The organism is Comamonas thiooxydans (assembly GCF_000964545.1).
Taxonomy (GTDB): Bacteria; Pseudomonadota; Gammaproteobacteria; order Burkholderiales; family Burkholderiaceae_C; genus Comamonas; species Comamonas thiooxydans.
Map to the genome: position 1 here is coordinate 182,140 of NZ_BBVD01000005.1, position 20,123 is coordinate 202,262.

The 20,123-nt window shown below is 61.5% G+C and carries 17 protein-coding genes and 2 riboswitches; of the genes, 14 read left to right on the forward strand and 3 right to left on the reverse strand.

Translation table 11 applies throughout. The features are described 5' to 3' along the window. Positions 1–22: 22 nt before the first annotated feature. The 3 genes from Cth01_RS08390 to Cth01_RS08400 form a co-directional block, all read right to left on the reverse strand. A complete protein-coding gene (locus tag Cth01_RS08390; protein ID WP_045838938.1) occupies positions 23–1,123 on the reverse strand; it encodes a 2,3-butanediol dehydrogenase in 1,101 nt (366 codons plus the stop codon). Further along, positions 1,120–2,385, reverse strand: a complete 1,266-nt coding sequence (locus Cth01_RS08395) for an MFS transporter (protein ID WP_045839142.1) — start codon at positions 2,383–2,385, stop codon at positions 1,120–1,122. Before Cth01_RS08395 ends, Cth01_RS08390 begins: the two co-directional genes overlap by 4 nt. A gap of 89 nt (positions 2,386–2,474) precedes the next feature. Further along, positions 2,475–3,008, reverse strand: a complete 534-nt coding sequence (locus Cth01_RS08400) for a 2,4'-dihydroxyacetophenone dioxygenase family protein (protein WP_034395257.1) — start codon at positions 3,006–3,008, stop codon at positions 2,475–2,477. Between the two features lie 192 nt (positions 3,009–3,200). Here Cth01_RS08400 and Cth01_RS08405 point away from each other — a divergent pair, with 192 nt between their 5' ends. From Cth01_RS08405 to Cth01_RS08470, 14 genes are all read left to right on the forward strand, one after another. Further along, a complete protein-coding gene (locus tag Cth01_RS08405; protein WP_233425130.1) occupies positions 3,201–3,734 on the forward strand; it encodes an energy transducer TonB in 534 nt (177 codons plus the stop codon). An 88-nt stretch (positions 3,735–3,822) separates the two neighbouring features. Then, a riboswitch (glycine riboswitch) is annotated at positions 3,823–3,932 on the forward strand. A 19-nt stretch (positions 3,933–3,951) separates the two neighbouring features. Beyond that, a riboswitch (glycine riboswitch) is annotated at positions 3,952–4,077 on the forward strand. A 64-nt stretch (positions 4,078–4,141) separates the two neighbouring features. After that, positions 4,142–5,278 (forward strand): glycine cleavage system aminomethyltransferase GcvT, encoded by a 1,137-nt coding sequence (gcvT, locus tag Cth01_RS08410; protein WP_174447044.1) that lies wholly within the window; start codon positions 4,142–4,144, stop codon positions 5,276–5,278. A 122-nt stretch (positions 5,279–5,400) separates the two neighbouring features. Further along, positions 5,401–5,775, forward strand: coding sequence for a glycine cleavage system protein GcvH (gcvH, locus tag Cth01_RS08415; RefSeq protein WP_034352415.1), 375 nt, complete (start codon positions 5,401–5,403; stop codon positions 5,773–5,775). 47 nt (positions 5,776–5,822) lie between these two features. Next, entirely contained in the window at positions 5,823–6,371 is a 549-nt protein-coding gene (locus tag Cth01_RS08420; RefSeq protein ID WP_034379659.1) for a MolR family transcriptional regulator, read from the forward strand. 90 nt (positions 6,372–6,461) lie between these two features. Beyond that, complete coding sequence (gene gcvP / locus Cth01_RS08425) at positions 6,462–9,365, forward strand: aminomethyl-transferring glycine dehydrogenase (RefSeq protein ID WP_045838940.1); 2,904 nt, start codon at positions 6,462–6,464, stop codon at positions 9,363–9,365. Between the two features lie 242 nt (positions 9,366–9,607). Beyond that, complete coding sequence (locus Cth01_RS08430; RefSeq protein WP_034352405.1) at positions 9,608–11,788, forward strand: PAS domain-containing hybrid sensor histidine kinase/response regulator; 2,181 nt, start codon at positions 9,608–9,610, stop codon at positions 11,786–11,788. 20 nt (positions 11,789–11,808) lie between these two features. Further along, positions 11,809–12,471 (forward strand): RluA family pseudouridine synthase, encoded by a 663-nt coding sequence (locus Cth01_RS08435; protein WP_045838941.1) that lies wholly within the window; start codon positions 11,809–11,811, stop codon positions 12,469–12,471. Positions 12,472–12,821: 350 nt separating this feature from the next. Continuing rightward, a complete protein-coding gene (locus tag Cth01_RS08440) occupies positions 12,822–13,943 on the forward strand; it encodes a branched-chain amino acid ABC transporter substrate-binding protein (protein WP_034352399.1) in 1,122 nt (373 codons plus the stop codon). A gap of 96 nt (positions 13,944–14,039) precedes the next feature. Beyond that, positions 14,040–14,963, forward strand: a complete 924-nt coding sequence (gene livH / locus Cth01_RS08445; protein WP_004340658.1) for a high-affinity branched-chain amino acid ABC transporter permease LivH — start codon at positions 14,040–14,042, stop codon at positions 14,961–14,963. After that, a complete protein-coding gene (locus Cth01_RS08450) occupies positions 14,963–16,201 on the forward strand; it encodes a high-affinity branched-chain amino acid ABC transporter permease LivM (protein WP_003079484.1) in 1,239 nt (412 codons plus the stop codon). Before livH ends, Cth01_RS08450 begins: the two co-directional genes overlap by 1 nt. A 55-nt stretch (positions 16,202–16,256) precedes the next feature. Continuing rightward, entirely contained in the window at positions 16,257–17,024 is a 768-nt protein-coding gene (gene livG / locus Cth01_RS08455; protein WP_003079486.1) for a high-affinity branched-chain amino acid ABC transporter ATP-binding protein LivG, read from the forward strand. Then, positions 17,024–17,737, forward strand: coding sequence for an ABC transporter ATP-binding protein (locus tag Cth01_RS08460; protein WP_034395239.1), 714 nt, complete (start codon positions 17,024–17,026; stop codon positions 17,735–17,737). Before livG ends, Cth01_RS08460 begins: the two co-directional genes overlap by 1 nt. A gap of 92 nt (positions 17,738–17,829) precedes the next feature. Next, entirely contained in the window at positions 17,830–18,594 is a 765-nt protein-coding gene (locus tag Cth01_RS08465) for an SDR family NAD(P)-dependent oxidoreductase (RefSeq protein ID WP_082085646.1), read from the forward strand. A 523-nt stretch (positions 18,595–19,117) separates the two neighbouring features. Then, positions 19,118–20,101 carry a Bug family tripartite tricarboxylate transporter substrate binding protein gene (locus Cth01_RS08470; RefSeq protein WP_034352578.1) on the forward strand — a complete coding sequence of 328 codons (984 nt, stop codon included), beginning with the start codon at positions 19,118–19,120 and terminating at the stop codon, positions 20,099–20,101. The last annotated feature ends 22 nt before the right edge of the window (positions 20,102–20,123 follow it).

Sequence of the window (20,123 nt, forward strand, 5' to 3'; positions counted from 1 at the left end):
AAGCTGCAGGCGCCAGCAAGGCTCAGGAGCTGTGGGCAAAAGCGTGGGGACGGGCGAATCGGGCAACGGCATCCGGCTGCGGCTGAACCAGCACCTTGATAGCATCCCCGGCAGATGCCAGTCGCTCGAAACCGTCCTGTATGGCGGCATCCAGACTAACGGTATGGGTCACGATACGTCCGGCATCCACAACCCCGGAAGCCATCAGCGCCAGCAGCTCCGGATACAAGCCCCGATAGCCCACGCTGGAGGTAATGCGCAGCTCGCGGTTGACCAGGTCGAAGGTATCGATGCTCGCCTCGGGCATGAGCCCCAGCAGCACGGCTTCACCGCCCTTGCTCAGTACGCCAAGCGCCCCTCTCAAGGTTTCCGGGCGACCCACGGCTTCGAACGATACCGGCACGCCCTGCCCGCCTGTAAGTTCGCGCACTTGCTGCACGACATCGCCCTGGCTGGCATCGAGCGTGTCGCAGGCGCCGAGCTCGCGCGCCAGGCGCAGGCGCCGGGCATCGACGTCGACGGCAATAATGCGGCCCGCTTCATGGTGCTTGGCCATCATCACCAGCAGCAGACCAATAGCCCCCATGCCGAAGATGACGCAGGCCTCGCCAGGGCGCAATGCGCTTTGGCGCACAGCATGCAATGCCACTGCGGCGGGCTCGGCCACCGCCGCTTGCCTGAAGCTCAAGGACGGGGGAAGCACATATGCCATATAAGCGGGAATCACAGCTTCCTCTGCCATTCCGCCGTCTCCCATGAGCCCCACAAAGCCCATGGATTCGCACAGGTTATAGCGCCCCCCGCAGCAATAGCTGCACTGGCCGCAGCGGTACTCCGGCTCCACGGCGACTCTGTCTCCGATATGCAGCCCTGTGACATCCGCAGCCACCTCCACCACCGTGCCGCAGAACTCGTGGCCGATGACTATGGGTGCGACACTGTTGGACAAGGGATGCGGGACCTCGACCGGTATAGAGTCGGGTCCATGCAGATACTCGTGCATATCGCTGCCGCAGATCCCGCAGTACGCGACCTCGATACGGATTTCTGCGGCCTTCAAGGGCCGGCGTTCGATGATTTCCAGGCGCAGATCGCGGGCACCATGCCATTTCAAAGCCTTCATGCCTGCGACTCCTTCAATGCTGCAGCCGGCTGCCTGTCGTCAACGCGCCTGGGCGCTGTCTCAATCAGCCCCAAGGAAAGCAAGCCGGCAAGCAAGGCTCCTGCAGCAGCCACCCACATCACCACATCAAGCCCCCATCGGTCGGCTGCCACCCCGGCCAGGGTCGGGGCGATGAAACCGCCGATCAACTCGCCAAAACCCATGATCATCCCCAATGCAGTGGCCATGGCTGCTCGCGGAACGGTCTCGGCCGGAATCGTGGCCATGAAGAGCGTGAAGCAGCCCAGGCCGGTATAGGTCAGCAGCAGCAAGCCGCCCATCACCACCGGCGATTGCGCATACAGAAAGGCCAGAGGGCAGCAAGCCGCCACAAAGGAAAAAAAGATCAGTGCCGGACGGCGACCGATATGGTCCGAAATGGCGGGCACGGCAAAGCCCCAGATGACCCAGGCCACACCCATGCAACTCATGACAGCACTCATCGTGCCCGGCCCGAAACCCTTGGCATTGACCAGATAGGTCGGCGCAAAGGAGATGATGATCACAAACCAGGCCATGAAAACACAGCTGATCAGCACGCTCAACCAGATATTGCGTTCACGCAGCAGAGCCCAGCGCGAGCCTGTCTGCAGGGCTGCAGCGAGCTCATCTGCACGCCCGCCATCTGTGTTTTTCACATGAAGCCAGATGAGCGCGGCGGCAATCAGCCCGGGAACACAGGTCAGGTAGAACGCCGTGCGCCAACCATAGGCCACGGCCAACGCAACAATCACCGGCGGTGCGATCACGGCACCCAGCAAGCCCGCAGACGAGCCCTGCAGCAAGCCCATGTTGAGGCCGCGACGGCTTGGCGTGGAGGCCTCGACCATCAGTGTCTGCGACAGCGGCAGCACCGGCCCTTCGGCAAGGCCCATCAGCGCTCGCAACAACAGCAGGCCGACAAAACCGCCCACCAGACCCGACAGGGCCGAGCACAGAGAGAACATCAGCACCGAAAGAATCAGCACCGTTTTGCGTCCGCCCTTGCGGTCTGTATAGGCCCCGAAGAATGCACCAGAAGCCGCCCATGCCAATGCCAGAATGGACGACAGCATGCCCAGCTGGGCATTGTTCAGATCCAGTTCCTTGGAGACAAAGGGAAATAAAAACGACAATGCCAGCCGGTCAAAAAAAACAATCCCGAAAGTAAAAAACAGAATGATCAGCAGCTTGTTTTCATAGCTCCCCCACCCGCTTTTTAGATTTTCATCTTGATTTTTCATGTCTCTCTCCATTCCGTCTTTGGCGGTCTATTTCATCCTTCAGGAAATACCGCCTTTCATTGATGGATTTTCAATCCAGCTTCGGACAACTACCGAAACAGCGTGTCCACATAATCTGCACCTATGCCGATTTTTTCATAATGCTTTCGGCATAGTTCTATGTAGCTGTGAACATCGAAATATCCGTCAGGCTTTCCGTCATCATCGAGCCAGATCAGCGGTCCCTTGACGATAAAGAACGCACGCATGGGCTGCTCATGTTCATAGGCCACCAGGGTATGGCCTTCTCCGGGGGTCTCGTAGACGAAATCACCAGCACGGGCTGTCCAGTCATGTTCCAGATAGCCCCACTTCCCCGAAATCGTGTAGGCAAACACTTCGTGCGGATGGTAATGGCGGTTCACCAGACCGGCCTCCTTCGCCATCAGAATATCGCACCATTTGTTTTGTGATGGAGAAATCCAGAGGGGACGAGAGGAAACGGTTTCAGAGAATGGAACATAATAACGCTCATCCTCCGTTGGAGCGTTCTGAATATAAACCTCTGGCTGCGCATCGGGCTGAAAACATTCAGGAATCGGCTTCAGATATTTCCAAAATTCATTCGTGGCTTTTTCGGGCATTTTCTCTCCTTGAATAAACATTTTTTGACGAACGTCATAATCCTATCCATGGGGAAAATTCTGTTTAGTCCCTGCCGGACATGATGTTTGCCCCTGCAGGACAAGCTCTGGAGCAAGGCAGCCCGGCCCTGGCTGAACGACCGACTCCACCAGGTCTGCCGAAATCGACTGGGGATGACCGAGAATGCCGCCATGGATACTTCACGCCACTCACGCTGTCTTGCTGCATACGCGGCCGTCTTGGGAGCTCTGCTGCTCAGTGCCTGCGCTGGCAACCCAGCCATGGCGCCTAAGGTGGCCGACATCACTCCCCAGCCCCAGGCTGACTCCGCCTCGGCTTCCGGAGGCCAAACCGTAAATTGGCCTGCCTGGATCAATGCAGACTGCACACCACCCGCCCAGCTCGATCGGCAACCGCAGCCACGCCGCCACACCACGCCTTTCATCAGCGCCCACTGGTTTCCGAACGGGCTGGAGACCACGGTGGTCTTCCGCCTGGAAGTCACGGCCCAGGGCGAACTCGGCCGTGTGGCCTACCAGCCCGCCGATACCGATCCCCGCATCGTGAAGTCCATACTGCGCTCGCTCGAACGCTGGAAGTTCAAGCCCGGCATGCGCCAGGGCCAGCCCGTGACGTCCTGCTTCGAGCAGCCCTACCAACTGGTGTTTCCGCGCCAGGAGATCGATGTTCCTCGAACGCCCGCCATGAACACAGAACCGCAGTGAGACCGCAAGCTCAATTCCAGCGATCTGTGCTCGAAAACCCCAGAATCCATCCGATTCGGTGGTGCAAGCCCCTTGCCCACCGCTAGAATCGCCAAGGTCAGGAGAGAGTGCCTGCAGCTTGAAGCTGCCTCGCACCGCCGAAGGCGCAGACCCCAACCCGGTGTCAAAACGCTCAGGCAAAAGGACTGACAAGCGCTGCAAGGTGTGCAAACCTGCAGCGTCCCTTGCTGGAGAGAGATGCAGGCCGTCATTTCGTATGTGCGCCGGCATCCACCGAAGGAGCAAACTGCTCGATGCAATGCATGCAGTGAATCTCTCAGGTAAAGCGGACAGCAGGGCAAGCCCGCCACGCATGGCCCAGCCATGCATGGCCACTCATTTTGGTTTGACCACCGGAGCGCTTGCCTGTGACTGCTGCTGACACCTCTTCCGATCTGTGTTCCACACCGCTGTTTGCACTGCACCAGAAACTGGGTGCCCGCATGGTGCCGTTTGCCGGCTACGCCATGCCCGTGCAATACCCTCAAGGCCTGATGGCCGAGCATCTGCACACGCGCAAGGCCGCCGGCCTGTTCGATGTCTCGCACATGGGCCAGTTGCTGTTGCGCGGCCCCGATGCCGCCGCCGCGCTCGAATCGCTGATGCCCGTCGATGTCATGGACCTGGGCCTGCACAAGCAGCGCTACGGCCTGCTGCTCGATGAACAAGGCGGAATTCTCGACGACCTGATGTTCGTCAACCGCAGCGAAGATCTGTTCCTCATCGTCAACGGTGCCTGCAAAGAGGCCGATATCGCTCATATCCAGAACCGCATCGGTAGCCGCTGCGAGGTCGTCCCACTGCCCGAGCACGCCCTGCTGGCCCTGCAAGGCCCGCAAGCCGTCACGGCCCTCTCGCGTCTGATTCCCGGTGTGACGCAACTGGTCTTCATGACCGGCAATCACTTCGACTGGCAAGGCCATGCGCTCTACATCACGCGCAGCGGCTATACGGGCGAGGACGGCTTTGAAATCTCCCTGCCCGGCGATGCTGCCGAAGCCTTTGCCGAAGCGCTGCTGGCTCAGCCCGAGGTGGCCCCCATCGGTCTGGGCGCGCGCAACTCGCTGCGTCTTGAAGCCGGGCTTTGCCTGTACGGCAACGACATAGACACCAGCACCACTCCCGTTGAAGCCGCGCTGAACTGGGCCATGCAGAAGGTGCGCCGCACCGGCGGCGAGCGCGAGGGCGGCTTTCCCGGCGCGGCCATCGTGCTGGAGCAATTGCAGAACCCTCAGTCGCTGCGCCGCAAGCGCGTGGGCCTGATTGCGCTGGAACGCATTCCCGTGCGCGAGCCCGCCGTGCTGGAGAACATGGACGGACAGCATATCGGCCACATCACCAGCGGCCTGCTCAGCCCCACGCTCAACCAGCCCGTGGCGCTGGCCTATGTCGAGCCCGACTACGCCGCCATCGATACGGAAATCTTCGCCATGGTGCGCGGCAAGCCCGTGCCCATGAAGGTGGTCGCCACGCCCTTCGTTCCCACCCGCTACTACCGCGGCTAGGTCTGCCGCCGCGCATGAGACGGGCCAGTTTGCCAAACAGCGGCCAGAACACCGCTAAAGTGCGAGCTGGACCTTTCTCAAACAACACCCGATTCCCCTGAATCCCCCATCTGGAGCTTTCCATGAGCATCAAGTATTCCAAAGAACACGAATGGATCAACGCCGCTGACACCAATGCCGCCATCGTCGGCATCACCGTACACGCACAGGATGCGCTGGGCGATGTGGTGTTTGTGGACCTGCCTGCCGTGGGCTCCAGCTTCAAGGCCGGCGATGTGGCTGGCGTGGTCGAGTCCGTCAAGGCCGCTGCCGATGTCTACATGCCCGTGACCGGCGAGATCGTCGAAGTCAACGAAGCCCTGCGCGATGACCCGTCGCTCGCCAACAGCGACCCGCTGGCCGCTGGCTGGTTCTTCAAGGTCAAGATGAGCAATGTGGGCGAGCTCGAAGGCCTGATGGAAGAGACCGCCTACAACGACTTCGCCAAGGACAACTAAGCGTATCAACGGCCCTCGCATTGCGAAGGCCGTTTTTGCATGCAGCCATGAGCACCATTCTGTATTTTGACGATCCGGACGTCGGTCTCGCCCGCGAGACCAGCCACCCGACCTTTGCGCGCATCGCAGCCCAGGACTTCTATTACGACGGCGGTGACGACTTCAGCCCCTTCGGCAGCGATGATGGCAGCGACACACTGGCCGCTCTTCAAGAGTGGTACCAGGAGCAAACAGGCGGCAACGCCAAGGCCCTGCGCTTTTTGCAGCAGCAACTGAGCAACTGGGATCTGCCCGTGCCCGAGGGCATGCTGGCTCATGACGATGCGGCCAAGGCCCAGTGGCTGGCCAGCGATGACATGAACCAGATCTATCTGCGCTCGGTCTGTCGCGCCCACGTGGCCACCGCCTTTGGTCAGCTCAAGATCACAGGCAGCATCGATGCCGATCTGCAACAGCAAGCCCTGCTTGCCCTGGCCTGCCAGCAATGGCTGAACACCGTGGCACGCAGCAAATATCCCGATTGGGAATATGCCGACCAGGAAAGCGAACGCCTGGCTCTGATGAACACCGCGCTGGAACAAGCCAGCGCTGCTTGAAGCGCCGGCCGCATGCCTTCAGGCATACGGCATTCACGCATGCCTGGCATGCAAACCGTCAGTCACAGTATTTGAGAATAGGTCCCTCCCATGCTGATGTCGCCTCCCGCCCCCGTCGCTTCCCTGGAAGCGCTGGAAAACAGCCACGAATTCATCCCCCGTCATATAGGCCCGGACGCCGATGAGCAGCAAAAAATGCTGGCCGCCATCGGTAAGCCCTCGCTGGATGCCTTGATTCGCGATGTGATGCCCGACTCCATCGCACGCGCCAGGCCCATGGATCTTCCGGCGCCGATTACCGAAGCCGCTGCGCTGGCCGAACTCAAGGCCATCGCCAGCAAGAATCAGGTTCTGAAGAGCTTTATCGGCCAGGGCTACTACGGCACGCACACGCCGGGCGTCATCTTGCGCAACATCCTCGAGAATCCAGCCTGGTATACGGCCTATACCCCCTACCAGGCCGAAATCTCGCAAGGCCGCATGGAGGCGCTGGTCAACTTCCAGACCATGGTGACCGACCTGACCGGCATGCCGATTGCCAATGCTTCCATGCTGGACGAGGCCACGGCAGCCGCCGAGGCCATGACGCTGGCCAGGCGCTCTGTCAAATCCAAAAGCCATCGCATCGTGCTGGCCGGCGATCTGCACCCGCAGACGATTGAAGTCATCGAGACCCGCGCCCGGCCGATCGGCATCGAAGTGGTGATCGCCAACAGCCAGCAAGAGTGGGAGGCCGCGCTGGCAGGCGATCTGTTTGCTGCCGTCATCCAGTACCCCGCGTCCAGCGGCTGGATCGTGGACTGGAAGGCCGATGTGCAAGCCATTCACGCCAAGCAGGCCGCCGCCATCGTGGCCACCGACCTGCTGGCTCTGACCCTGCTGACACCGCCCGGCGAATGGGATGCCGATATTGTCGTGGGCAACAGCCAGCGCTTCGGCATGCCCATGGGCGCGGGCGGTCCGCACGCGGCCTTCATGGCCTGTCGCGACGAATACAAGCGCAGCCTGCCCGGCCGTCTGGTGGGTGTCAGCGTCGATGCGCATGGCAAGCCCGCCTACCGCCTCGCTCTGCAGACACGCGAACAGCATATCCGCCGCGAGAAAGCGACATCCAATATCTGTACGGCCCAGGTCCTGCCGGCCGTGATTGCCAGCATGTATGCCGTCTACCACGGCCCCCAGGGGTTGAGGCGCATCGCCCAGCGTGTGGCACGCTTCACAGCGATTCTGAGCCGTGGCCTGGCCCAGTTGGGCTTCAGCGCCCACCACCACGACACAGCCTTCGACACCGTGAGCCTGCACACCCGGGAGGCCACCGACGCCCTGGCGGCTCGCGCCGTATCCAAGGGCGTCAATCTGCGCAAGGCCTGGGATGAATATCTCTGCATCAGCCTGGACGAAACCACGACCCGGACCGATGTCGAGCTGATCTGGAGCATCTTTGCCCAGGAGGGCCAGGCCCTGCCCACCATCGAGGCCATGGACGAAGGCCCGACCTCGCTGATCCCCGAATCCCTGCAGCGCAGCACGGCCTATCTGACCCACCCGGTCTTCAACACCCACCACTCCGAAACCGCCATGCTGCGCTATATACGCAGCCTCAGCGACAAGGACCTGGCGCTGGACCGCAGCATGATCCCGCTGGGCAGTTGCACCATGAAGCTCAATGCCACCAGCGAGATGATTCCCATCACCTGGCCAGAGTTCGCCGACATCCACCCGTTTGCGCCCGCCAACCAGCTGCAAGGCTATGCCGAGCTGGATCAGCAGCTGCGCGACTGGCTGTGCCAGGCCACGGGCTACGCGGGCATCAGCCTGCAGCCCAATGCAGGCAGCCAGGGCGAATACGCAGGTCTGCTGGCCATCAAGGCCTTCCATGAATCACGCGGCGAGGCGCACCGCAATATCTGCCTGATTCCCAGCAGCGCCCACGGCACCAACCCGGCCAGCGCGCAAATGGTGGGCCTGCAGGTCGTGGTCACCAAGTGCGATGACAACGGCAACGTGGACATGGCGGATCTGAAGCTGGCCTGCGAGAAGCACAGCGCCAATCTGGCCTGCATCATGATCACCTACCCCAGCACGCACGGCGTGTTCGAGACCGAGGTCAAGGAGCTGTGCCAGCTGGTGCACAGCCATGGCGGCCGCGTCTATGTGGACGGAGCCAATATGAACGCCCTGGTAGGTCTTGCCGCGCCCGGCGAGTTCGGCGGCGATGTCAGCCATCTGAACTTGCACAAGACCTTCTGCATTCCTCACGGCGGCGGCGGCCCCGGCGTCGGCCCCGTGTGTGTGGTCGAGGATCTGGTGCCCTTTCTGCCGGGGCATGCCACCGCAGGCGACGTCCGCCGGGTGGGTGCTGTCAGCGCAGCGCCTTTGGGCAATGCAGCCGTTCTTCCGATCAGCTGGATGTATATCCGCATGATGGGAGAGCCGGGCCTGAAGCTGGCGACCGAGACCGCCATCCTCAACGCCAACTACATCAGCGCACGCCTCAAGGAACACTTCCCCACGCTGTACGCGGGCGAGTATGGTCACGTGGCCCATGAGTGCATCGTGGATCTGCGCCACTTCAAGGACAGCTGCGGCGTGATGGCCGAGGACGTGGCCAAGCGCCTGATCGACTACGGCTTCCACGCACCGACGCTGTCCTTTCCCGTGCCCAACACGCTGATGGTGGAGCCGACCGAGAGTGAAAGCCTGTCTGAGCTGGACCGCTTCATCGAAGCCATGATCGCCATCCGTGCCGAGATTGCCAAAGTGGAGGCCGGCAGACTGCCCAGGGACGACAACCCGCTCAAGAACGCACCCCATACGGCAGAGGCCTTGCTGGCCGCAGACTGGCAGCATGGCTACAGCCGCGAAACCGCCGCCTATCCCGTGCCTGCCCTGCGCCGCGCCAAGTATTGGAGCCCCGTGGGCCGCGTGGACAACGTCTATGGTGACCGCAATCTGTTTTGCAGCTGCGTGCCCATGGACGCTTACGAAGACTGATAGCCAGGGTCTCCCCCAAGCCAGTGCGCTCCGCCGCACTGGCTTTTTTATGCTCAATCAATGTCGAACACCAGCCCGCCCGTTGCTGTTCGCCCGCAGTGAATGTATTCACGACATCAATGCAATCGGCGTTGCTGCCGCCAAACCGAGCATCGAGTTGCCTGAATACCGGTTGACTGCCCGCCTTTTTCAAGGGCAGGTGCAGGGACCGGCTTACACTGCCGAGGTCTTCTGCCTGTCTCATGAGCTCCTCTGAACCCACTCCCCCTCCCTTGCTGCCTGTCATTGATGGCGGCCTGCCTCTGCATGCCCTGCTGGCCCCCGGTGCTGCGCCGCTGGGCCTGAGCGCCAACACCCAGCCATTGGTGCCGGAGGATGAAGACCCGCTGCAGGCCCTGGTGGCGGAGTTGCGCAACTACCAGCACGAGCTGGAGCTGCAAAACGAGGTACTCAATTACAGCCAGGCCGTGGCCGAGAGCGCATCGGAGCGGTTTGAAACGCTGTTTGCAAGCATTCCGCTGCCGCTGCTGGTGGTTGATGAATACGATATGGTGGTCCAGGCCAATGCCATGGCTCACCGCGCATTTCAGCCCACCGAAAAAGATCGGCTGCTGATCAACTTCAAGCCCTTTGTGCATGTCAACGACGCAGAGCGCGTGACTACGGCCTTCGAGCAGGCCAAGGCGATGGGACGCGCCGAGGTGCACGAGGTTCTGTTCCAGATCACCGAAGAATTCGAGCTCTGCGGCGACCTGCATGTGGCCGGCGTGGTCGTGCCCCAGCAAAACGGTCCGGCCACCTGGCAGTATTTGTGCGCCGTTGTCAACCAGGGCCCGCTGCTTGCCGAGCGCAAGGCGCTGCAAGAGCGCAACCAGCAGCTTTATTCCAGCGAGAGACGGCTGGAGTCGGTCATCAACTCCGCGCTGGACGCCATCATCTGCGTCGATCAGCATCAGCGCATCACTGTCTTCAACCCCACGGCGGCAGCCCTGTTTCTGTGCTCGCCTCAGGATGCCCTGGGCAGCCCGCTGGAGCGCTTTTTACCCGATGCCGCTCGTGCACTGGCTTTTTCCTCGCTGACCACACAGGCCGTGCTGGGCGAGATGACGGGTCTGACCCTGTCGGGGCGTGAGATTCCCATGGAAATCAGCGTCTCCTTCGAACACCACAGCAGCGGCGACACCACCACCATCTTTGCGCGGGACCTGACCAGCCGCAATCGCGCCGAAGCCCAGCGCAATGCGCTGGAAACCCAGCTGCGCGAATCCCACAAGATGCAGGCCGTAGGCACCATGGCCGGTGGGATTGCCCACGACTTCAACAACATCGTGGGTGCAATCCTGGGTAATGTGGAGCTGGCCAAGGCTGATAGCTGCGGCAACCCGGCTGCCATGGAAAGCCTGCGCGAGATCGAAAAAGCCGGTCGCCGCGCCCGCGATCTGGTGCGCCAGATTCTGACCTTCAGCCGCAATGACCTGCCCGAACGCCGTCCGGTTCAGGTGCAGGAAGTCATGTCCGACACGGCTCGCCTGCTGCGCGTGACTCTGCCTCCCTCCATAGAGCTGCAGGTGCAGGAGTCCAACGATCTGCCGCCGCTGCTAGCCGACCCCACTCAGGTGGAACAGGCGCTGTTCAATCTCTGCAACAACGCCATGCAGGCCATTGGCAGTCAGCGCGGCATCATCCAGATGCGGGCCATGCGCATTGCTCCCGACAGCTACCAATGCGAACGCCTGGGTCTGGCCGTGGCCGAATACCTGGTCTTCATGGTGCAGGACTCCGGCCCAGGCATGGACGTCGCGACTCAGCGACGCATCTTCGAGCCTTTTTTCACCACCAAACCGGTCGGCCAGGGCACAGGCCTGGGCCTCTCGGTCGTACATGGCGTGATGCGCACCCATGGCGGCGCTGTCGATGTGCACAGCGAACTGGGCCAGGGCAGTTGCTTCACGCTGTACTTTCCTCTCAGCGACCCGACTTCCAGCCACTCTGCGCTGCCGCCCATGCGCATGGACAAGCCCGAAGCCCCGCTGCCCGAACCTGTCCTGGCCACGCGCGCCAGCCATGTCATGTATGTGGACGACGATCAGGCTCTGGTCTTCCTGTTTCAGCGCCTGCTGCGCCGTCGCGGCTATGAAGTCTCGGGCTTTACCGATCCCCATGAGGCCATGGCCGCCCTGCATGAGGAGCCACAGCGTTTTGACCTCATAGTCACCGACTACAACATGCCCGGTTTCAGCGGACTGGACCTGCTCAGACAGGCTCTGCAGATCAGCCCTCAACTGCCGGTTGCACTGGCCTCCGGCTATGTGACGGCCGAAATCGAGCAGGCTGCGATTGCAGCCGGAGCCAGAGCCTTGATCCACAAGCCCAACGATGTGCAGGAGTTCTGTGCCACTGTGCATGAACTGCTCAACCCCTGAAGCAATCGATAGCTGTTTGAATGAGTGCGTTGAACTGTGCGTATGAAGACGAGCACCTGCTGGTGCTCGACAAGCCCTCGGGCCTGCTGTGCGTGCCCGGTCGCGGCCCCGACAAGCAAGACTGCCTGAGCCTGCGTGCCCTCCGACATTTCGGCGATGCACTGGTCGTGCACCGGCTCGATCAGGCCACATCGGGTCTGGTCGTCATGGCTCGCAATCCGGCCGTCCAACGCCAGCTCAGCCAGGCCTTTGCCGAACGCAAGGTCGACAAGCGCTATATCGCCGTAGTGGCCGGCGAGTTGCAGGCGCACAGCGAAACAGCGAATGACAGGGGCTGGCAACTGATAGACCTGCCGATTGCGGCCGACTGGGAGCGTCGGCCGCTGCGTGTCATCAACCACGAAACCGGCAAAAGCAGCCAGACGCTGTGGCAGGTGATCGAGCACACCGTCCAACCAGGAATACCCTGCACCCGGGTTTTGCTGAGCCCGCTGACGGGGCGCACCCATCAATTGCGCCTGCATATGGCGGCCATAGGCCATCCCATGCTGGGCGATGCGCTATATGCCAGCGAAGCCGTGGCCTGCGCCAGCCCACGCCTGTTGCTACATGCGGCAGCACTGGAGCTGGTGCACCCGGTCACCGGCGGACTGCTGCAGCTAAAAAGCGATCCACTTTTTTAATCCCCCTCAAATCGGCAGCAGCCGTCAAGCTCTCAAAGTTGCCACGCCGCAACAAAAAACCCTTCAGAACTGCGCTGGGGCAGGACAGAAATCCGCACAAAAAGACCGCTGATGCAGATACTTGCCTACAGTTCAGGCATGGACTGTGCGTATACATCACAAATGCAGGCTGCGCCATAGCCCTTGCGTACTAGCTGCTATGCACGACATAGCAAAAACCGAAAGCCTGCACCAGCCCCTGCATACCCTGTTGCCTTCGTTGACCACTCGATTAATCTGAGCTTCTTTGCGCGAACTGCTATGGCAGCAATCGCGCTTTTCGAACATCTCTCGAGATTAAGGAAGTCCTCATGAGCATTCCGTTCCGCATGCAAACCGTTGTTGCCGCCCTGGGCCTGGCTGGTGCCGCCCTGGTCTCCACCGCGCATGCCCAAATCAAGATCGCCCTGGTCATCCCCACCACCGGTGCGCTGACCCAGTACGGCGACATGGTCAAGGAAGGCGCCACCACCGCCGTTGAAATGGCCAATGCCGCTGGCGGTGTCAATGGCAAGAAGATCGAGCTGGTACCCGTGGACGATGCCTGCGAACCCAAGCAAGGCCCCGTCGCTGCCAACCGCGTGGTCAACAACAAGATCGGCTATGTGGTCGGCCCCGTCTGCTCGGGTGCCTCGATTGCCGCAGCGCCCATCTACAACAACGAAGGCGTGGTGGTCGTCACTCCTTCTGCCACCTCGCCCGCTCTGACCGACGGCAAGAACTACCACTTCATCTTCCGCACCATTGGCCGTGACGACCAGCAGGGCCCGGCGGCCGCCAAGTTCATTGCCGAGAAGCTCAAGCCCAAAAAGGTTGCCGTGCTGCACGACAAGCAGTCTTACGGCCAGGGCATTGCCTCTTCCGTACGTGACGACCTGAAGAAGGCCAAGATCGACGTGGCACTGTTTGAGGGCATCAACGCAGGAGACAGCGACTACTCCGCCGTCATCACCAAGCTCAAGGGCGCAGGCGTGGACTTTGTCTATTACGGCGGCTACCACCCCGAAATGGGTCTGCTGCTGCGTCAGGCTGCCGAGCAAGGTCTGAAGGTCAAGATGATGGGCCCTGAAGGCGTGGGCAACCCCGAAGTCAACGCCATTGCAGGCCCTGCCGTCGAAGGCATGCTGGTGACTCTGCCCGCCGACTTTGCCGCCAACCCCAAGAACGCCGCCGTGGTCAAGGCCTTCCAGGACAAGAAGCGCAATGCTTCGGGTGCCTTCCAGCTGACTTCGTTTGCCGCAACTCAATCGCTGCTGGCCGCCATCAAGGCCGCTGGCGACAACCCCGCCAAGGTGGCGGACTGGATGCACAAATCCACCGGCGTGGACACCGTGCTGGGCCCCGTGTCCTGGAACAAGCAGGGTGACCTGAACTCCTTCGATTTCCAGGTCTTCCAGTGGCACAAGGACGGCAGCAAATCGCTCGCCAAGTAATTCCACCACTCTCTCCGGAGGCAATGGCAGGGGCCATGCCTCCGGATGTTTGTTATCTGGCCCTCGGGCCTTTTCCTGTTTCAAGGGTGGCGTTACATGTCAGACTTTCTCCCCCAGCTGATACAACAGCTATTCAACGGGCTCTCACTCGGAGCCATTTACGCCCTGATCGCCATTGGCTACACCATGGTCTACGGCATCATCGGCATGATCAATTTCGCACACGGTGACATCTACATGATCGGGGCCTATATAGGCCTCGTGACGCTTTCGGCGATTGGCACGCAAAGCGGTCTGCCCATATGGGCCATCATCGGCCTGATGCTCGTGGTGGCCGTATTCGTAACCGGCGTCTACGGCCTGGTCGTTGAACAGGTGGCCTACAAGCCCGTGCGCCAGAGCCCGCGTCTGGTCGCGCTGATCTCGGCCATCGGCATGTCCATATTCCTGCAGAACTGGGTGGCTCTGGGCCAGGGCGCGCGCGATATGGCTGTGCCTTCGCTGCTGCCGGGCGCCATCAATTTCCACATGGGCAATTTCGAAGTCTTCATCCCCTATACCCGCGTGCTCATCATCGCGGTGACCGTGGTGCTGATGATTGCACTGACCATGTACATCAAGCATTCGCGCATGGGCCGTGCCTCGCGCGCCTGCGCTCAGGATATGCACATGGCCAATCTGCTGGGCATAGATACCAACAAGGTCATCTCCTTCACCTTTGTGCTGGGTGCCGTGCTGGCCGCCGTGGGCGGCGTGCTGATTGCGCTGGCTGTGGGCAAGCTCAACCCCTTCATCGGCTTCCTCGCCGGCATCAAGGCCTTCACGGCCGCCGTGCTGGGCGGCATAGGCTCCATCCCCGGCGCCATGCTGGGCGGTGTGATCCTGGGCGTAGCCGAGACCTTTGCAGCCGCCTACATCTCGTCGGAATACAAGGACATCGTGGCTTTCGGCCTGCTGGTGACCATATTGATGTTCCGCCCCTCGGGCCTGCTGGGCAAACCTGAAGTGGAGAAAGTCTGATGAAGTACAGCTTTTCCGCCGCTTTGCGCGATGCGCTGATCGCCACCGTGATGACGGCCATCGTCGTCACCCCCATCTTCAGCCTGCACCTGGAGCGCGCCGGCGTGCGCACCATCATCACCCCCGACTGGAGCATGACCGGCTGGGCCTGCCTTGCCATCTTCGTCGTGCAGATGCTCAAGCCCCTGCTCGCTGGCAAGCTGCCCAAGGTCAATCTGCCGGCAGTCCCGCAGATGAAGTCGGGCACACGCAACGTCGTCATCTTTGTGGTGCTGATGATGGCCGCCTCCTGGCCATTCTTCGCGGGCCGCAATGCCGTCGACATCGCGACTCTGGCCATGATTTACGTCATGCTGGGCCTGGGTCTGAATGTGGTGGTCGGCTTTGCCGGCCTGCTGGACCTGGGCTTTGTGGGCTTCTATGCCGTGGGCGCCTACACCTATGCGCTGCTGTTCCACTGGGCTGGCTGGACGTTCTGGGAAGCGCTGCCGCTGGCTGGCGCAGCCTCGGCTCTGTTCGGCTTCGTGCTGGGCTTTCCCGTGCTGCGCCTGCGCGGCGACTATCTGGCCATCGTGACGCTGGGTTTCGGTGAGATCATCCGCCTGCTGCTGACCAATCTGACCAGCTTCACGGGCGGTCCCGACGGCATCTCCAGCATTCCCAAGCCTACGGTGCTGGGCCTGCCCATGACCCGCTCGCCCCTGACCGAGGACGGCACGACCTTTCATCAGTTCTTCGGTCTGGAGTTCAACTCCATGCACATGGTGATCTTCGTCTATCTGATGGCCCTGCTGCTGGCCATGGTGACGCTGTTCATCAGCAACCGCCTGATCCGCATGCCCATAGGCCGCGCCTGGGAAGCGCTGCGCGAGGATGAAATCGCCTGCCGTTCGCTGGGCCTCAACCCCATGAAGATCAAGCTCTCGGCCTTCACGCTGGGCGCCATGTTCGCGGGTTTTGGCGGCGCCTTCTTCGCCGCTCGCCAGGGCATCGTCAATCCCGAGTCCTTCACCTTCATCGAGTCGGCCCTGATTCTGGCCATTGTGGTGCTGGGTGGCATGGGCTCTCAGCTGGGCGTGATCGTGGCTGCCATCATCCTCACCGTACTGCCCGAGCTGGCACGCGAGTTCTCCGAATACCGCATGCTGATCTTCGGTCTGGTCATGATTTTGATGATGGTCTGGCGTCCCCAGGGCCTGCTGCCCATGAAGCGACACCAAGTGGAGGTGAAGTCATGAAGCTGCACCTGAACGCTATTATTTCAATAACTACAACCACAGGCAGGGCAAACGCATGAGCGAGTATTTGCTGGAAGTCAAAGACCTGTGCATGCGCTTCGGCGGCCTGCTGGCCGTGGACAACGTGGGCTTTAACGTACGCCCTCAGGAAGTGTTTGCCATCATCGGCCCCAACGGCGCGGGCAAGACCACGGTATTCAACTGCATCAGCGGTTTCTACCAGCCCTCGGGCGGCTCGGTCGTTCTGGACGGCCAGAGCATTGCAGGCCACAGCAGCCACCAGGTCGCCAACCACGGTGTGGTGCGCACATTCCAGAACGTGCGCCTGTTCAAGAGCATGACGGCGCTGGAAAACCTGCTGGTCGCACAGCACCGCCAGTCGCGCGCCACGCTGCTCGGCGGCCTGTTCAACACGCCAGGCTATCGCCGTGCCGAACAGGAAAAGATCGACAACGCGCTCCAATGGCTGGACGTGATGGGCCTGCGGCAGTTTGCCAACCGCGAGGCCGGCAATCTGGCCTATGGTCACCAGCGCCGGCTGGAGATTGCGCGCTGCATGATCACCAAGCCTCGCGTGCTGATGCTGGACGAGCCCGCCGCCGGCCTGAACCCGCAGGAGAAGAAAGACCTGCAGCATCTGATCGACGATCTGCGCAAACAGTACGGCGTGGCCGTGCTGCTGATCGAGCACGATATGGGCCTGGTCATGGGAGTGTCCGAGCGCATTCTGGTCATGGAATACGGCAAGCCCATCGCCATGGGCCTGCCCGAGGCGATTCGCAATGATGAACGGGTCATCAAGGCCTATCTGGGAGAGGCCTGATGAGCCAGCATATGTTGCAACTGGAGCAGGTCTCCACCCATTACGGCGCGATCTGCGCGGTCAATCATGTCAGCCTGCATGTCGATCAGGGCGAGATCGTCACCCTCATCGGCAGCAATGGTGCTGGCAAGACATCGCTTCTGATGACGGTCTGCGGCAACCCTCGTGCCAGCGGCGGGCGCATTCTGTTCGAGGGCGAGGACATCACCCAGATGTCAACCCATCACATCATGCGCCGCGGCATTGCCGTCTCGCCCGAAGGCCGTCGTGTCTTCAAGGACCTGACGGTGACCGAGAACCTGCAGATGGGCGGCTTTTTCCTGAGCAAGGCCGAGATCGCCGACGGCGTCGAGCATGTGTTCAAGCTCTTTCCTCGTTTGAAGGAGCGCGCAGCGCAACGCTCGGGCACCATGTCGGGCGGCGAGCAGCAGATGCTGGCCATAGGCCGCGCACTGATGAGCAAGCCGCGCCTGCTGTTGCTGGACGAACCCACACTGGGCCTGGCGCCGCTCATCATTGCGCAGATCTTCGAGATCATTCAGACCATCCGCGCAGCGGGTGTGACGGTGTTCCTGGTCGAGCAGAATGCCAACCGCGCCTTGCAGATTGCCGACCGAGGCTATGTGCTGGAAACCGGCAAGGTGGTGCTGGAGGACAGCGGTGTCAACCTGCTGAGCAATGACGAGGTGCGCAAGGCCTATCTGGGTCATTGACAGCTCGCTGACCTCATCTGAGGTCATTGCCAGGCCCCGCCGGACGCAAGTCTTGCGGGGCTTGCTCTTTTCTGTCTTCAATCAACCGTAAGATGCTTCGCATGACAAAGCATTTAACGATTCTGACCGGTGGCTCTCGCGGCATGGGCCTGTCCATGGGACAGCAGCTGCTGCAGCAAGGCCATCAGTTGCTGAGCATTGCCCGCAAGACCAGCGCCGCCCTTGCCTCCAGCGCCAGCAAGCCTGCACAGCTATTGCAATGGGAGCAGGACCTGGCACAAAGCGCTGCTGCAGCGCAGCGCCTGGCGACCTGGCTGGGCACGATAGATCCTCGTGAATGGGCCAGCATCACCCTGATCAACAATGCAGGCGTCATCCCGCAGATTGCGCCGCTGTCCCAGGTGCCTTCAGCCGACATGATCAATGCCCTGCGCGTGGGTCTTGAGGCTCCCATGGCCCTGACCGGAGCCTTTCTCGGTGCAACCGAAAGCTGGCTGATTCCCCGCAAGGTGCTCAATATCTCCTCGGGCCTGGGCCGCCGCGCGATGGCCTCGCAAGCCAGCTATTGCACGGCCAAGGCCGGCATGGACCAGTTCAGCAGCTGCGTGGCGCTGGAAGAGGCGGCCAAGCCCAACGGCGCACGCATTGTGTCTCTGGCGCCAGGCGTCATCGACACCGATATGCAGGTACAACTGCGCAGCGCAGCTTCAACCGACTTCCCTGACGTGGGCCGTTTTGCTGGTCTGCACAGCAACGGGCAGCTGACCTCGGCCGATGACGCCGCAGCCCGCGTGCTGGCCTGGCTGGCACGACCGGACTTCGGCGACCAGGTGGTTGCCGACGTACGCCAGGCTTGAGATAGCACTCAGAGCGGCTGGACTCCAACACATGGCTGCAACCGCCTTATCCAAACCAATGGCCAAAGGCACCTGCAGCTCTTGTTGCCGTGAACTACCGGACCAAGCAAAAAATCTGGGAACAGACGCGGCCTATTCTCGAACCAAGCCCTGGCAAGTCTTTCATGCGTGGCAGAATGTTTCTACTGGTCTGCAGCAGCCTCCGTGGCTGTGCGCAGATCCACAATCCGCACCCGTGGGCCACATAGACAGCGACACCCGATCGGTACGCTGCCTCCGTGCTAGCAACGGCAGCAACCCTGTCGTGCAGCGCGTGCGGATGGCGATCATGTCCGTACGGCATGGCTCGCGCTCCCCGGTAAAGACAAATACCCATTGATGGCGGAACCACCGTCCCCGATCATCGAAAAGCCCACCTTCCGTGACTCTGGCTGCCGGGCTCAAGGCTCAGGCACCAGCAGCGACTGCGCCGCCCTTGTTTGCGGGCCAGCGCTCCCCCGTTCGTCTCTGGAGCTTCTTTTTCATGATTCGCCAAATTCTCATCAGCACAGCCGTGATCGCAAGCGCGGGCCTGAGCTTTTCAGCCGCTGCACAAGACCCCGCAGCCGACTACCCCAACAAGCCCGTGCGCATGATCGTGCCGTTCCCACCTGGCGGCGGCACCGACATCCTCTCGCGCGTGATTGCCAACAAGCTCACCGAAGTCAGCAAATGGACCGTGGTGCCCGACAACCGTGCGGGTGCAGGCGGTACCATCGGTATCACCGAAGCGGTCAAGGCGGCGCCCACGGGCTATGACATGGTGATGGGCCAGAAGGACAATGTGGTCCTTGGCCCCTACCTCTACAAGAACCTGCCCTGGAACCCCAGCAAGGATCTGACCCCCGTGGCTCATGTGGCCTACACCCCCATCGTGATCGCCACGGCCGCCAACTCGCCGTACAAGACGCTGGCCGACGTGGTGGCTGCAGCCAAGAAGAATCCGTCCAAGATCACCTACGGCTCGCCAGGCAACGGCACCAGCATCCATCTGGCCGGCGTGATGCTGGAAAAGGCCTCAGACATTCATCTGACTCACGTGCCCTACAAAGGCTCCAACCCCGCGATGATGGATGCACTGGCCGGCAATGTGGATCTGCTGGTGTCCTCCGTCCCTTCGGCCATAGCCCAGATCAAGGCCGGCAAGCTGCGCGCCATCGCCGTGACCTCGGCAAAGCGCTCGTCCTCGCTGCCAGACACCCCAACACTGGCCGAGTCCGGTCTCAAGGGCTTTGATGTAAGTACCTGGTACGGCCTGTTCATGCCCAAGGGCACACCCGCAGCCATCGTGACCAAGGTCAATGTCGAAGTGAACAAGCTGCTGGCCATGCCCGAGGTGCGCGAGGCCATTCTGACCCAGGGCGCCGAGCCCCAGTCCATGAGCGCAGCCAGCTTCGACAAGATGTTCCAGGCCGACTTCAAGCAGTCCAAACAGGTCGTCGAATCCTCGGGCGCCAAGATCGAGTGACATCCCGACGCGGCGCGCAGGA

Bases quoted from the DNA above. Each gene is read 5' to 3' on its own strand.
- Cth01_RS08390 (WP_045838938.1), bottom strand. From the start codon at position 1,123: ATGAAGGCTTTGAAATGGCATGGTGCCCGCGATCTGCGCCTGGAAATC.
- Cth01_RS08395 (WP_045839142.1), bottom strand. From the start codon at position 2,385: ATGAAAAATCAAGATGAAAATCTAAAAAGCGGGTGGGGGAGCTATGAA.
- Cth01_RS08400 (WP_034395257.1), bottom strand. From the start codon at position 3,008: ATGCCCGAAAAAGCCACGAATGAATTTTGGAAATATCTGAAGCCGATT.
- Cth01_RS08405 (WP_233425130.1), top strand. From the start codon at position 3,201: ATGGATACTTCACGCCACTCACGCTGTCTTGCTGCATACGCGGCCGTC.
- gcvH (WP_034352415.1), top strand. From the start codon at position 5,401: ATGAGCATCAAGTATTCCAAAGAACACGAATGGATCAACGCCGCTGAC.
- Cth01_RS08420 (WP_034379659.1), top strand. From the start codon at position 5,823: ATGAGCACCATTCTGTATTTTGACGATCCGGACGTCGGTCTCGCCCGC.
- gcvP (WP_045838940.1), top strand. From the start codon at position 6,462: ATGCTGATGTCGCCTCCCGCCCCCGTCGCTTCCCTGGAAGCGCTGGAA.
- Cth01_RS08430 (WP_034352405.1), top strand. From the start codon at position 9,608: ATGAGCTCCTCTGAACCCACTCCCCCTCCCTTGCTGCCTGTCATTGAT.
- Cth01_RS08435 (WP_045838941.1), top strand. From the start codon at position 11,809: ATGAGTGCGTTGAACTGTGCGTATGAAGACGAGCACCTGCTGGTGCTC.
- Cth01_RS08440 (WP_034352399.1), top strand. From the start codon at position 12,822: ATGAGCATTCCGTTCCGCATGCAAACCGTTGTTGCCGCCCTGGGCCTG.
- livH (WP_004340658.1), top strand. From the start codon at position 14,040: ATGTCAGACTTTCTCCCCCAGCTGATACAACAGCTATTCAACGGGCTC.
- Cth01_RS08450 (WP_003079484.1), top strand. From the start codon at position 14,963: ATGAAGTACAGCTTTTCCGCCGCTTTGCGCGATGCGCTGATCGCCACC.
- livG (WP_003079486.1), top strand. From the start codon at position 16,257: ATGAGCGAGTATTTGCTGGAAGTCAAAGACCTGTGCATGCGCTTCGGC.
- Cth01_RS08460 (WP_034395239.1), top strand. From the start codon at position 17,024: ATGAGCCAGCATATGTTGCAACTGGAGCAGGTCTCCACCCATTACGGC.
- Cth01_RS08465 (WP_082085646.1), top strand. From the start codon at position 17,830: ATGCTTCGCATGACAAAGCATTTAACGATTCTGACCGGTGGCTCTCGC.
- Cth01_RS08470 (WP_034352578.1), top strand. From the start codon at position 19,118: ATGATTCGCCAAATTCTCATCAGCACAGCCGTGATCGCAAGCGCGGGC.